This is a genomic window from Microbulbifer agarilyticus, from assembly GCF_019800665.1.
GTDB classification, from domain to species: domain Bacteria; phylum Pseudomonadota; class Gammaproteobacteria; order Pseudomonadales; family Cellvibrionaceae; genus Microbulbifer; species Microbulbifer agarilyticus_C.
Genome location: NZ_JAHVKO010000010.1, coordinates 1 through 14238, shown reverse-complemented (window position 1 = coordinate 14238; position 14238 = coordinate 1). Strand labels below are relative to the sequence as shown.

At 57.6% G+C, this 14238-nt stretch carries 11 protein-coding genes, 1 tRNA gene and 1 rRNA gene; 6 read left to right on the top strand and 7 right to left on the bottom strand.

The window, feature by feature from the left end; genetic code table 11:
* Window positions 1–8 precede the first annotated feature (8 nt).
* Complete coding sequence (locus KUV22_RS16920) at window positions 9–1229, bottom strand: argininosuccinate synthase (protein ID WP_222232960.1); 1221 nt, start codon at window positions 1227–1229, stop codon at window positions 9–11.
* A 370-nt stretch (window positions 1230–1599) separates the two neighbouring features.
* Between KUV22_RS16920 and pyrC the strand changes: the two genes are divergently transcribed.
* From pyrC to KUV22_RS16895, 5 genes are all read left to right on the top strand, one after another.
* Window positions 1600–2637, top strand: a complete 1038-nt coding sequence (gene pyrC, locus KUV22_RS16915; RefSeq protein WP_222232959.1) for a dihydroorotase — start codon at window positions 1600–1602, stop codon at window positions 2635–2637.
* Window positions 2638–2686: 49 nt separating this feature from the next.
* The gene (gene rnt / locus KUV22_RS16910) at window positions 2687–3397 is read left to right on the top strand and encodes a ribonuclease T (RefSeq protein ID WP_222232958.1); all 711 of its coding nucleotides are present in this window, start codon (window positions 2687–2689) and stop codon (window positions 3395–3397) included.
* 105 nt (window positions 3398–3502) lie between these two features.
* On the top strand, window positions 3503–4444 hold the full coding sequence (locus KUV22_RS16905; protein WP_222232957.1) for an extracellular catalytic domain type 1 short-chain-length polyhydroxyalkanoate depolymerase: 942 nt from the start codon (window positions 3503–3505) through the stop codon (window positions 4442–4444).
* 175 nt (window positions 4445–4619) lie between these two features.
* A complete protein-coding gene (locus tag KUV22_RS16900) occupies window positions 4620–6650 on the top strand; it encodes an extracellular catalytic domain type 1 short-chain-length polyhydroxyalkanoate depolymerase (protein WP_222232956.1) in 2031 nt (676 codons plus the stop codon).
* A gap of 194 nt (window positions 6651–6844) precedes the next feature.
* Entirely contained in the window at window positions 6845–7042 is a 198-nt protein-coding gene (locus KUV22_RS16895) for a hypothetical protein (protein ID WP_222232955.1), read from the top strand.
* A gap of 163 nt (window positions 7043–7205) precedes the next feature.
* Here KUV22_RS16895 and KUV22_RS16890 read toward each other — a convergent pair whose 3' ends face one another.
* From KUV22_RS16890 to queA, 5 genes are all read right to left on the bottom strand, one after another.
* Window positions 7206–7889, bottom strand: coding sequence for an OmpW/AlkL family protein (locus KUV22_RS16890; protein WP_222232954.1), 684 nt, complete (start codon window positions 7887–7889; stop codon window positions 7206–7208).
* 206 nt (window positions 7890–8095) lie between these two features.
* Window positions 8096–9100, bottom strand: a complete 1005-nt coding sequence (gene secF, locus KUV22_RS16885) for a protein translocase subunit SecF (RefSeq protein ID WP_261319674.1) — start codon at window positions 9098–9100, stop codon at window positions 8096–8098.
* Between the two features lie 10 nt (window positions 9101–9110).
* Complete coding sequence (gene secD, locus KUV22_RS16880) at window positions 9111–10979, bottom strand: protein translocase subunit SecD (RefSeq protein ID WP_222232953.1); 1869 nt, start codon at window positions 10977–10979, stop codon at window positions 9111–9113.
* Window positions 10980–11139: 160 nt separating this feature from the next.
* Window positions 11140–12255: a tRNA guanosine(34) transglycosylase Tgt gene (tgt, locus tag KUV22_RS16875; protein WP_315857573.1), complete on the bottom strand. Its 1116-nt coding sequence runs from the start codon at window positions 12253–12255 to the stop codon at window positions 11140–11142.
* A 64-nt stretch (window positions 12256–12319) separates the two neighbouring features.
* On the bottom strand, window positions 12320–13387 hold the full coding sequence (gene queA / locus KUV22_RS16870; protein WP_222232951.1) for a tRNA preQ1(34) S-adenosylmethionine ribosyltransferase-isomerase QueA: 1068 nt from the start codon (window positions 13385–13387) through the stop codon (window positions 12320–12322).
* Window positions 13388–13527: 140 nt separating this feature from the next.
* Between queA and KUV22_RS16865 the strand changes: the two genes are divergently transcribed.
* Window positions 13528–13614: transfer RNA gene (locus KUV22_RS16865), tRNA-Leu, on the top strand.
* 504 nt (window positions 13615–14118) lie between these two features.
* Here KUV22_RS16865 and rrf read toward each other — a convergent pair.
* Window positions 14119–14234: ribosomal RNA gene (gene rrf, locus KUV22_RS16860) — 5S ribosomal RNA — on the bottom strand.
* Between the last annotated feature and the right edge of the window lie 4 nt (window positions 14235–14238).

Sequence of the window (14238 nt, the reverse complement as noted above, 5' to 3'; positions counted from 1 at the left end):
CAACTGATTTAGATCAAGTCACGACCTTTACCTGCAGCAATTCGCAGGCGCAGGGCGTTCAATTTGATGAAGCCTTCGGCATCTTTCTGATCGTAGGCGCCGGCATCATCTTCAAAGGTTGCGATACGCTCGTCGAACAGGCTGTCTGCCGAGCGACGACCAACCGCAGTCACGCTGCCTTTATACAGTTTCAGGCGCACCTCGCCGTTAACCACAGACTGGGACTCATCGATTGCCGCCTGCAGCATGCGGCGCTCCGGGGACCACCAGTAACCGTTGTAGATCAGCTTCGCGTAACGCGGCATCAGCTCATCTTTCAGGTGCGCCACTTCACGGTCCAGGGTGATGGACTCGATGGCGCGGTGCGCTTTCAGCAAGATGGTACCGCCAGGGGTTTCGTAACAGCCGCGGGACTTCATACCCACGTAGCGGTTTTCCACGATATCCAATCGGCCAATACCGTTGGCGCCACCCAGCTTGTTCAGGGTTTCCAGCAGGGTCGCCGGGCTCATGCGCTCGCCATCGATGGCAACCGGGTCGCCGTTCTCGAACTGCAGGGTAATATAGGTAGCCTTGTCCGGGGCCGCTTCCGGGCTGACACTCCAGCGCCACATATCTTCTTCGGCTTCGGCCCACGGCTCTTCCAGCACGCCGCCCTCGTAAGAGATGTGCAGCAGATTGGCGTCCATGGAGTACGGGGACTTTTTCTTCTTGCCGGAAAAATCCACCGGGATCTTGTGCTGCGCGCAGTATTCCATGAGCTTTTCGCGGGAGTTCAGGTCCCACTCGCGCCACGGCGCGATCACCTGGATGCCAGGCTTCAGCGCGTATGCGCCCAGCTCGAAGCGCACCTGGTCATTACCCTTACCGGTCGCACCGTGGGAAATGGCATCTGCGCCAGTTTCATTGGCGATCTCGATCAGGCGTTTGGCAATTAGCGGGCGCGCAATGGAGGTACCCAGCAGGTACTCACCTTCATAAATGGTGTTGGCGCGGAACATCGGGAATACAAAATCGCGCACAAACTCTTCGCGCAGATCATCGATGTAGATCTCTTTGACGCCCAGGGCTTCCGCTTTGGCGCGCGCGGGCTCTACTTCCTCACCCTGACCGATGTCGGCGGTAAAGGTGACGACCTCACATCCATAGGTATCTTGCAGCCAGCGCACGATCACCGAAGTGTCGAGACCACCGGAATACGCCAATACCACCTTGTCGATCTTGCTCATTACTATCCTCTGTACAGTAAGCCCTCAGTCCCGGGCGATGATCCGGACACAACTGCTAACCACAAACGTGAAGCACCCCAGGAGAATGCGATCACCTGCGGGGAAATCTCGTTCTGGGAGGGATTATTTTTGGAAGTGTGCCCAGTCGTCGCGGAGAGGCCGCGTTTTTTCGGGGCGGGATTGTAGCGCCTAGAAGGCCCTACGGCCAGCACCATACGGGGCGTCCGCAAATAGTGATTATTGGCAGGCGGAATACGCTGATCACTTTACACCCAAACTGTGCACCTAAGAGGCATTTACCACAGTTTTCGCAATTTTTTGGCGCTTCGGGTAGCATCGGCGCCGCGTTCAATCCGGGAGGAGATATTCGGTGGATTCCAAACAGCATATTACCCTGCGAGCACCTGACGACTGGCACATTCATTTGCGCGATGGCGATGCCCTGACCCGCACTGTTGGTGACGCCGCAGACCAGTTCCGCCGTGCGATCATCATGCCGAACCTGGTGCCCCCGGTGGTGAATGCGGATGACGCGCTGGCGTATAAGGCACGCATTGAAGCGGCGGTCCCCGCCGGCAACCCGTTCACGCCGCTGATGGTGATCTACCTGACCGACAATACGACTGCGGAAGTGGTCAAGCAGGCCCACGCCGCAGGTGTGGTTGCCGCCAAGCTCTACCCGGCCGGCGCCACCACCAACTCCGACTCCGGCGTTACTGATATCGCCAACATCTATCCGGCGCTGGAAGCCATGCAGGAGTGCGGCATGAAGCTGCTGCTGCACGGAGAGGTCACCACTGCGGATATCGATATCTTCGACCGCGAGCGCGTGTTCATCGAAAATATTCTGGGCCCGGTTGTTGACGACTTCCCCACCCTGAAGATCGTGCTCGAGCACATCACCACGTCGCACGCCGTCGAGTTTGTCAGCCAGGCCCGCGAGGGCATTGCCGCGACCATTACCGCCCATCACTTGCTGTACAATCGCAATCACATGCTGGTAGGCGGTATCCGCCCACATTATTACTGCCTGCCCATTCTCAAGCGCAACGCCCACCAGATGGCGCTGATTGAGGCGGCCACCAGTGGCAGCCCCAAGTTTTTCCTGGGCACAGATTCCGCCCCACATATCCAGGGTAAAAAGGAGAGCTCCTGCGGCTGCGCCGGTTGCTACACCGCGTTCAGCGCCATCGAGCTGTATGCCGAGGCCTTCGAACGCGCCGGCAAGCTGGACAAACTGGAAGGCTTTGCCAGCGAGTTCGGCCCAGACTTCTACGGCCTGCCGCGCAACTCCGATACCATTACCCTGGTACGCGAGCCATGGACCCTGCCCTCTGGCTTGCAGATGGCTGACGACGCACTGATCCCGTTGGCCGCTGGCGAAACCTTGAACTGGCGCCGGGTTTGATCCCGGTTGCCGCCGCTATTTTGTGATTGATTAAGACTTCAGGACTCCCGTGACACCAGCAGAAACGCCCACCGGACCCAAAAGCCTCCTGGCACAACGATTCCGGGGATTCCTTCCGATTGTCCTGGATCTGGAAACGGCGGGCTTTAACGCCCGCACCGATGCCCTGCTGGAAGTTTCCGCGGTCATCCTGAATATGGATGAATCCGGCACCCTGTTCGCGGAAGAGACCCACAGCTTCCATATCGAGCCCTTTGAAGGCGCCAATATCGAACAGTCCGCGCTGGACTTTATCGGCGTGGACCTGGATTCGCCGGACCGCGACGCTTGGCCCGAGGAGATCGCCCTGCCTGAGCTGTTCCGGCATATCCGTCGCGCCATCAAGGCACACAGCTGCACCCGCGCGATCATGGTTGCGCACAATGCCCACTTCGACCTCGGGTTTATCAATGCTGCGGTGGCGCGCTGTGGTCTGAAGCGCAACCCATTTCACCCCTTCTCGTGCCTGGATACCGCAACTCTGGCCGGGCTTGCCTATGGCCAAACCGTGTTAGCCAAGGCCTGTCAGACCGCCGGGATCCCCTTCGACAACAGCAGCGCCCACTCCGCGGAATACGATGCGGAGAAAACCGCCGAGCTCTTCTGTGGCATCGTCAATCGCTGGCGCGACCTGGGCGGCTGGCCGCTGGCCGATGCGCCCGTCGACGCTGTCGACGGCAATGAAGACGCCGGTGAAGAAGGCGACGCAGCCGACACCTGAGCAACCGCTGTCGCCGGCTCACCACACCTCATACCTTAGTCGTATGTCGCCGGTAAAATCCCGCCGCTAGGCTGGAGCGCTACCAACGAAATTACGGTGAGCACGATGAACATTTCCTCCCTCGGCAAGTATCTGGCAGCGCCGTTCGGGCTGTCCCTGCTATTAAGCGCGGGCAACGCAACCGCCGGCGCCTGGCAAAAAGATGTGGCGATTGGCGGATTCGAAAGCGTACACGTCTACACCCCCGAAACCACCTCCCCCATCGGCCATGGCCGCGCATTGCTGGTGCTATTGCATGGATGCGTGCAGCCCATCGACAACTATCTGGGTGCCAACCTCGAGCGCGCCGCCGATGAATTCGGCATGGTGATCGCACTACCTGACGCGGCAAACAAGGCCGGCTTTAGCTGCTGGTCCTACTGGCAGGGCGACCGCTCCCGCACCGCGGGGGACTACAAGAACCTGATTGAACTGGCCACGACCCTGAGTGGTGACGGTGAGCATGGCATCGACCCCAACCAGGTATACATTGCCGGCGTCTCCTCCGGTGCCGTTTTTGCCAACACCACCGCCTGTCTCGCACCTGATGTGTTCGCCGGTATGGGCATCAGTGCCGGCCCCAGTATTGGTACCAGCCCCAAGGGCGCTCTCGGTTTCTGTGAGACGGCCGATGTGGCAAATCGCTGCGCCACCTATGCGGGAGAATTCAAAAACCATTTCGCTACCCAGATCACGTCCGTGGCACACGGCACCGAAGACGCCACAGTGGATCACTGCTACAACGCCCAAAACGCGGAAGGCATGGCAGAGGTTTACGGGGTGAAAAAGATCCAGGGAACCAACACCTACACAGAAGGTGAACGCACCGCGAGCGAAACCCTGTGGGAAGACGGACGCGTGTCTATGGTTTGGCTGAACGATGTGGGACACGCCTGGGCGGGCGGCGAAGGCGCCGAGGGTCGCTTCATCAGCGCGGACGGTGTGAGCTATGCCCGCTACCTGGGCAAGTATTTTTCGGAAAACAATCAGCGCGTTCAGCCAGAATAACCCACTACCAGCGGGGCGCTTTCTGCGCCCCGGTCTTTCCCGCCGCCACTCTCTTCAACCCTGCCCGCTCACCGAAGCAAAACTAGCTGCCAACCAATACCTAAGTCGCATATGCACTGTTATGGGGCCCCGCTAGTCTCGTATCGCTTCCTATAAAAATATAAAGGTGAAAGCGATGACAATAACAAAAGAGAGAAAACTCCTGGGCGCGAGCCTGGGCCTGTCCATGCTGTTGGGCGCCAGTGCGGTCGATGCCGGAAGCTGGCAGCAGAACGTCGCCATCGGCGGCTTTAATCGAGTCCACATCTATACCCCCGATTCTGTATCTCCCATCGGCAACGGAAAATCCCTGCTGGTGGTACTGCACGGCTGCACCCAGTCTATTGATGCCTACCTGACCGCTAACCTCGAGGACGCCGCAGAAGAATACGGCATGGTGGTTGCCGTTCCAGACGCGGTAAATAAAGCCGGTTTCAGCTGCTGGTCTTACTGGGAAGGTATCCGCTCCCGCACCGCAGGTGACTATGCCAACCTGATCCATCTGGCCAACACCATGACCGGCGATGCCGCGCGCAACATCGACCCCGACCAGGTGTATATCGCGGGCCTGTCATCCGGTGCTGCATTTGCCAACACCACCGCGTGTATCGCCCCGGATATCTTCGCCGGCATGGGCATTAGCGCCGGCCCCAGTATTGGCACCAGCTCCAATGGCGCCATCGGCAGTTGTGAGACCGCCAACGTCACCAGCCGCTGTAATTCCTATGCCGGAAGTTATGCGAGCCACTTCGACACCCAAATAGCTTCTATCGCCCACGGCACCAGCGACACTACCGTCGACGACTGCTACAACCGGCAAAATGCCGAAGGCATGGCCGGCGTCTATGGCGTTAGCGAATTGTCTGGCACCAATACCTATAGCGACAATGGACGCACCGCCGCGGAAACCCTGTGGCAGGACTCAAGAGTATCCATGCTGTGGCTGAATGGTGTGGATCACGCCTGGTCCGGCGGCCAGGGCGCTAGCGGTAGCTATGTGAACGGCAACGGAATCAATTACGGCCGCTATCTCGGCCAGTACTTTGCCGAAAACAACCAGCGGGTAGATCGCAACCAGGGGCCGGAGCTCAGTAACATTACTGCTGCGTCCAGCGGCAGCCTGATCACGGTGAGCGGTACTGCAATCGACGCGGAAGGCAGTGTGAGCAGTGTTGACGCCACTTTTGAGGGTCCCGCCAGTGACTCCGTAAATGGCACTGTTGATGCCAGTGGTTATTTTTCCCTGAGCAGCGCGACTCTGGTGGACGGGCTTTACGAGGTATCCATTTCGGCAACGGACAACGAGGGTGCGGCAAGCGAAAGCTACGTATCCACGGTTCGTGTCGGCCCTGCGCCTCCTCCTACCGCTCCCGAACTCAGTGACTTGGCAGCAACGGTAGATGGCCAGTGTGTCACCGTAACCGGTACCGTGATCGATCAGAACTTGGATCTGGATACCGTGAGCATTGCCTTCAGCAATGGCAGTATCCCCGCTGCCGTAACAGGTACGACCTTCTCCGGCCAGCAGTGCAGTCTGCCCGGCGGCCAGGGCAGCGCCACCGTAACCGCATCCGACATGAGCGGTCTCAGCAGCAGTGCCAGCGTAAGCTTCGTCGCCGATGCCGGCGTTACCGCCACTCTGGATGAGCACATTGCCGCAACACGCCTGGACTACACCAACTACGCCAACTGTTATCTGGAGTACAGCACCGCCGCATTCCGCCTGGATGAGAAGTCCGTGGGTGGTGGCATGTGCCAGTGGCAGGACAACGATGCCTCGTGCACCGGGCCTCAGCAAGCATGTTCCACCGGTGGCAGCAGCTCGGGCGGCAGCAGTTCTTCGAGCAGCAGTTCTTCGAGCAGCAGTTCCTCCAGCAGTTCTGGCGGCAGCGGTAGTTCCGGCGGCAGCAGCTCTTCGAGTAGCAGCTCCTCCAGCAGCTCCAGCAGCTCTAGTGGCGGCAGTGGCAGCAGTGGCGGCGGCGACCATGCATGTACCGAGTACACCGCCAGTAACTACAGCCATGTGACGGCAGGGCGCGCAACCACCAGTGGCGGCTACGTCTATGCACTCGGCTCTGGCGACAACCTCGGCCTGTACAACACCTTTGTCACCACCACCTTGGCTGAAACCGGACCGGGCTATTACGAACAGGGCAACTGCCCCTGAGCAATAGCGGAGTAGTCCCAAGTAACCGAGAAAAAGGCCTGAGAAATCAGGCCTTTATCGTTTCTGGGGCAAGGAAAGCTGTAGCAGACTTAGCCGCTTCGTACACCATTTAAACAGACGAGTGTACTGGCGGGTGATTTTTTGCACAAAATGCGGTATTATCTGCCGTTCATGCATAAAAAGTGGAAAGAATAGTGGCTAAAAAAGCATCTAGCGCTAACAAACGCAGTAAGGAAACTGTTTCTACAGAGTCGCGCGAAGCCATCGAAGCCCAGGTACAGGCCTTCCTGGCCAATGGCGGCCAAATTGAGCAAGTACCCAAGGGTGTGAGCGGCCAAACCAATACCTCAGGCCCCAAGCACATCACCCTGGGCAAAAAGCCACGCAGCTAATCCTACCGCTCGCCTTTACTATTCAGAAGGCCAACAGGCCGTCGACGATTTCTCGTCACGCCAGCTCCTCGCAGGAGCTGGCTGATCATAAGCTTCTTATCTTGAGTTTCTTCTCTGAAGGCTCTTCTGTTTAGATTCTTCCGCGTGTTTCTGACGGTCCGGTCTAGAACCGGTACCCCAATCCCGCCATGGTCACCAGCGGGTCCAGTTCAACATCCGCGGTAATTTTACCCACGCCAGGCACCTCGACAGTGGCCTTAGTATCGATGTCCATCCAGAAAACCGCCACATTAAACAACCAGCGCTGATCTGCACCAAAAGTAAAATCAACACCCGCTTCCAGCGCGACACCCGTAGAGTTTTTTAGCGAAAGGTCGGCTCCATCGGTCGCCCCCAGAGTGGCGAACACGCTGTCTGCCTGGGAGCTAATCGCTTCCTCGAAGAACACCGTGTAATTCAAACCGGCGCCGACATAGGGCTGTACCTTGGAGGATGGCGCCAGTGGGTAATACTGCAGCAACACAGTTGGCGGCAGATGACGGGTCTCGCCCAAATCGAAGCTTTCCCCCAAACCGGTGACCTTCAAGTCGTGGCTAAATGGACTTGCCGCAACCAACTCAATTCCCCAGTGATCCCGCCACATGTAGGTCGCGGTGATTCCCAGTGCGGAACCGTCCTTCACCCCCGCAGCCGTCCCTTCTAAAGCGGTCCCGGATAACGCGAGCGCCGATGAGCTGACATCTGGGCTAACCGTGGCCGCGCCCGCACGCAGCAACACGCTACCGGATTCATACGCAAATACAGGAGCAGAAAGTAAGAGGGTGGCCGCAGCGGCGATTAACTTCATGAGTTTCTCCAGAATCCCAAATTAATTATTTCGATCCAGCGAGCCCGCTCAGCTCAGTGGACGGGCACAGATTAACTGCGGTGGTAGGCTGACTGATTGATTCACATCAATCACATGAGATCGGTCCAGCACGAAATCGCAGGCACAAAAAAGGCGGGTCATACCCGCCTTTTTTGATCTGATTTTTGTCTGCCGTTTTCGATGAATTACGGCATCTCGTCCAGATCTGCACCCTCTTTCACCGGCGGCATCAGGTCTTCCTTGCTGATGTTCATCGCCATCAAGGTATTCGCGGCAACGTACACAGAAGAGAAGGTACCGATAATCACACCGACAATCAGTGCCAGGGAGAAGTTGTGGATCAACTCACCACCGAAGAACTGCAGAGCCCAGAGCACCAGCAAAGTGGTGAAGGACGTCATAAAGGTACGGCTTAGCGTCTGGCTCATGGAGATATTAATTACCTCGGCAGGCTCCGCCTGACGAACCTTGCGGAAGTTCTCACGTATGCGGTCATACACTACGATGGTGTCGTTAATCGAGTAACCAATCACCGCCAGCACCGCCGCCAGCACGGTTAAGTCAAAGTCGAGCTGCAGGATCGCGAAGAAGCCAAGCACAATAATCACGTCGTGGATCAAGGCGACCACCGCACCAATGGCGAACTTGTACTGGAAACGCAGGGCCACGTACGCCATCACCACTGCCAACGCGAACAGCATGCCCAAGCCACCATCGTCACGCAGCTCTTCACCAATCTTCGGCCCCACCATTTCCACACGGCGCAGGTCGACGCGGCCATCACTACCCTGGCGCAGCACGCCAACAACCTTATCGCCAATGGAGTTGGTTGCTTCCGCATCACGGGCGTTCTGTTGCGTCTGTTTCTGTGCAACTTCCGGTGGCAGCTTGATCAGCAGCTCACTGTCGGAGCCAAAGCGCACCACCTCGGCACCTTCATAGCCGGCTTGCAGCAGCTGGCTACGCACGTCGGCAATCTGCGGGGCATTCTGATAACCCACTTCAATCTGGGTACCACCGGTAAAGTCCAGACCGAGCTTCAGGCCATTCATCGCCAGTGCAATCACCGATGCGATCACCAGGACAAAAGACATGGCTGCGGCAACTTTGCGCCAGCGCATGAAATCGTACACGCGCTTGCCCATGTACTCGGTGATTTTTCCGTTCTCTTCTTTGGTATTACTGCTCATCACCGTCCCCTTAAATCCACAATTTCTGAACACGGCGGCCGCCGTAGAACAGGTTGATCAACGCGCGGGTACCCATGATGGCACTGAACATGGAAGTCAGAATACCGATCGACAAGGTTACCGCGAAGCCCTGAACCGGCCCGGAGCCAATGGCGTACAGGATGACCGCAACAATCAGGGTGGTGAGGTTGGCGTCGACAATGGCGCTGTAGGCGTTGTCGAAGCCCGCATTAATGGCTGACTGTGGCGGTAGGCCATTGCGCAACTCCTCCCGTATCCTCGAGAAGATCAACACGTTGGCATCCACCGCCATACCGATGGTCAGTACCATACCCGCAATACCCGGCAGGGTCAGGGTGGCGCCCAGAATAGACATCACCGCAACAAGCAGGATCAGGTTGGTTGCCAGGGCGATATTCGCTGCCAGGCCAAATACCCGGTAGAAGATCAGCATACACAGCACCACCGCCGCCAGGCCGATTTGCACCGAGGTCACGCCGACCTTGATGTTATCCGCACCCAGAGATGGGCCAATTACACGCTCTTCCACAAAGTACATGGGGGCAGCGAGTGCACCGGAACGCAGCAGCAGTGCCAACTCCTGCGCTTCCGCAGGGCTTCCGAGACCAGTGGTACGGAACTGACGGCCGAGCGGACTCTGTACGGTAGCGAGACTGATGATTTTCTTGTCATCGGTACGCACCTGAACGGTGACTTCATTGCCTTCTGCGTCGACTTGCGTCTCCGGGGTAAAGCGGCTCTCTACGAACAGCGTACCCATCCGGCGGCCAACGTTTTTCCAGGTAGCGCGGTGCATCAATTCACCGCCGCGAGAGTCCAGGGTAATGTTTACCTGCGGGAAGCCACTCTCATCGTAACCAACCCGTGCATCGGTAACGCGCTCACCAGAAATAATGAGCTTGCGTTCCAGCCAGGCACCACCGTAGGCCGCGCGCTCCTGCTCGTTACGGAATTCGAAATACTCTTTATTGGTGACCAGGGCATCCTGGCGCGCTTCCATACGGTATTCCAGGTTGGCGGTCTTACCGATGATACGCTTGGCTTCCGCGGTGTCCTGAACACCTGGCAGCTCTACCACGATACGGTTACGGCCCTGACGCTGTACGATCGGCTCCGCCACACCCAGCTCGTTCACACGATTGCGCAGGGTGGTGAGGTTCTGGGTAACCGCATAGTCTTCGAGTTGCTTGATTTCCTGGTCGGCCAGGGTCGCACGGATCTCGAGATTGCTGCCGCCGCCGGCTTCGGTCAGCTGCAGGGTGGGAAACTCACTGCGCAGGGTACGCATACCCAGGGTGCGCAACTCATCACTGCGGAAACGGGCCACAATTTCGCGATCGTTTTCCAACTCCACGCTGCGGTAGCGCGCTTTGGCCGCACGCAGCTTGGACTTCACATCGGAAACATAGCCTTCCATATTGGTTTTAACGATGGAGTTGGTATCCACTTCCATCAGGAAGTGCACACCACCGGCCAGGTCGAGACCCAGCTTCATCGGGCTCGCGCCCAGCTTGCTCAACCATTCGGGGGTGGTGGGCGCCAGGTTTAGGGCCACCACGTAATCGCTGTGACCGAGTGCCTCTTGAATAGCACGCTTGGCTGGCAGCTGCTCTTCGATAGACTTCAGGCGAAGCAGTACAGACTTGTCCTGCACCTCGCCGCCAAAATACGCGATTCCCGCGTCATCCAAGGCTTTCTGGGCTTCACTGAGTACATTCTGATCAATTTTCAGGGCGCTGGACTGACCGGAGATCTGTACGGCCGGATCCGGGCGATACAGATTCGGGGACGCGTACAGCAGCCCCAATCCGACGATGATCAGAATCAGGATATATTTCCAGAGGGGGAAGCGATTCATGCTGTTCTCATTGTTGGAATGGCCCGTTGTCGGGCACGTTTTTTTGGTAACTAACGATATGCGGCCCCCGCGCCCAAATACAAGGCGCGAGCGCTACCGTACAGAATTGCGAGCTGATTATACGGGGATCATCAGGTGGCACAAATTGCCGCCCGGCAAATTAATCCAGCGGAGGCACCGGACGCCCCAATCCGGCATAGAAAGACGCCACATACTCCTCGAGGGTACCGGCGGCAATGGCATCCCGTAGCCGCTGCATCAGGCGCTGATAGTGCCGCAGGTTGTGGATCGTATTCAGCTGGGAACCGAGAATCTCGCCGCATTTGTCCAGGTGGTGCAGATAGCTGCGGGAGAAGTTCTCACAGGTGTAGCAATCGCATCCTTCCTCGAGTGGTCCAGTATCGTGACGGTGTTTGGCATTGCGTATCTTGACCACACCCTCAAAGGTGAACAGGTGTCCATTGCGGGCATTGCGTGTGGGCATCACGCAATCAAACATATCCACACCCCGGCGCACGCCCTCCACCAGATCTTCCGGTTTACCCACACCCATCAGATAGCGCGGCTTGTCCGCCGGCATCTTGTGCGCGAGATGATCCAGTACCTTGATCATCTCCTCTTTTGGCTCACCTACGGAGAGTCCGCCAATAGCGTAGCCATCAAAGCCAATGTCGGTAAGCCCCGCAAGGGACACATCACGTAACTCGGGATACATGCCGCCCTGCACAATGCCAAACAGCGCCGACGGGTTATCCCCATGTGCACCTTTGGAGCGCTTGGCCCAGCGCAGGGACAGCTCCATGGACTTGCGTGCTTCGTCCGGCGTCGCCGGATACGGGGTGCACTCGTCAAAGATCATCACCACGTCGGAACCCAAGTCCTTCTGTACCTGCATCGACTCCTCCGGCCCAACAAATACCGGGCTGCCATCCACCGGCGACTTGAAGGAAACCCCCTCCTCGCTGATCTTGCGCATCTTGCCAAGGCTGAATACCTGGAAGCCGCCGGAATCGGTGAGGATCGGGCCCTTCCACTGCATAAACTCGTGCAGGCTACCGTGGGCCTTGATCACCTCGGTACCCGGTCGCAGCATCAGGTGGAAGGTATTACCGAGAATGATGTGAGCACCAATGTCCTCAACATCACGCGGCAGCATCCCTTTTACGGTGCCATAGGTTCCAACAGGCATAAATGCCGGGGTTTCCACCGTGCCACGAGGGAAATGCAGCCGCCCCCGACGGGCCTTGCCGTCGGTGGTATCCAGCTCAAACTTCATAAAACATTCGCGGCTCAAGGCATTCTCCTCATCCAAAACCACTTGATTCAAACTCTGTGCGAACTCAGTCGTCCGCTTGCCCAGCGCCCACTTCGGCGGGATCTACCGCCGGGTTGCGCTCGATAAGCATCGCGTCGCCATAACTGAAGAAACGATACTCTTCAGCAACCGCCTGTCGGTAGGCATTCATCGCGTTGTTGTAACCGGCAAACGCACTCACCAGCATCAGCAGGGTCGATTCCGGCAAATGGAAATTGGTGATCAAGCGATCCACCACACGGAAGTCATAGCCGGGATAAATGAAGATCTCGGTCTCGCCCTGAGTCGGTTTGAGCTGACCGCTCGCCGCAGCACTTTCCAGCGCACGTACACTGGTTGTACCAACGGCAATCACCTTGCCACCCCGAGCACGGCAGGCTTTCACCGCATCACACACCTCGGCAGACACATCCAGTATTTCACTGTGCATCTTGTGGGTGTTGATATCATCCACACGCACCGGCTGGAAGGTGCCGGCGCCCACATGCAGGGTGACGAACGCCGTATCTACACCCTTGTCCCGCAACGACTGAATCATCTCGTCATCAAAATGCAGACCGGCGGTCGGCGCCGCTACTGCACCCGCGTTGCGACTGTAAACCGTCTGGTAGCGCTCTTTGTCCGTTTCCGTATCTTCACGATCGATATACGGCGGCAAGGGCATATGCCCCTGACGCTCGAGTACAGGGAGCACACCTTCTGCGGGAAACTCCAATTCGAACAGCGCATCGTGGCGCGCAACCATTGAGAGACGCGAGCCGTCCTCGAGAAAAATTTCACTGCCAGGCTTCGGCGATTTACTGGAGCGGATATGTGCCAGTGCACGATGTTCGTCGAGCACGCGCTCGATGAGAATCTCAAGCTTGCCGCCACTCGCCTTCTGCCCAAAAAGGCGTGCCGGAATCACCCGGGTATCGTTGAATACCAGCAAATCCCCAGGCGCAATCAGGTCCGGTAACTCCGCAAATTGGCGGTGCCCCAGAGCCCCGGTTGTGCCATCCAGACACAAAAGGCGACTGCCACGGCGCTCCGCAGTCGGCGCTTTCGCGATCAGCGATTCGGGTAAATCGAAATAAAAGTCCTGGCGTTGCATCACTTCAGTCTAGGCATTAATCAATCGGCCGCGAAGAGTAACGGAAACCACTTCCGCAGCCAAATTTGGTTGACCATCCACAACTCATCGCTATAATCATCGTCCTTTCCTGACCGACCTTTATGGCGGTTAAAGGAACTGCCAGAGTGGTGAAATTGGTAGACACAGGGGATTCAAAATCCCCCGCCCTTAAAAGCGTGCCGGTTCGAGTCCGGCCTCTGGTACCAAACAAAAAAGCCCTGATTGCGCGAGCAGTCAGGGCTTTTTTGTTTGGTACTGGAAGCCGGCGAGCCCGGCACTCGGTTCGACCAACTGCGCCAGCAGTTGGGACGCCGCCAGGCGCCCGCAGGGGCACATCGGCGTAGCCGATGTGATCAGTCCGGCCTCGGGCAGGTGGCAGCGAGGCTATTTCGTCCCGCCATTCCAATCTCGATACATTTACGAAGAATTCGCTCACCTGCAAACAGGCTCCGACATGTGAGAGCAGGTCATCGGTAGGCTGGTGTGTTTGATCAAGTTCCGCAGTGAACCTCGACAACGATGACCTACACTGGGTGTCAAGCTGCGCTCGCCATCGCTGCGCGACGCCTGCGGCGCCCTAGCCTTTGCTCCTTCGGAGCATGGGCTTTCACATGGCAGTGCTACGCACTGCTTGGTAGTAAACAGTAATTCACCGTATCCCAAATAAAAAAAGGGCCACCCAAATGGGTGGCCCTTTCTTTTATTTAGAAGCCTGACGATGACCTACTCTCACATGGGGAATCCCCACACTACCATCGGCGATGTTGCGTTTCACTTCTGAGTTCGGCAAGGGATCAGGTGGTTCCACAACTCTATGGTCGTCAGGCAAA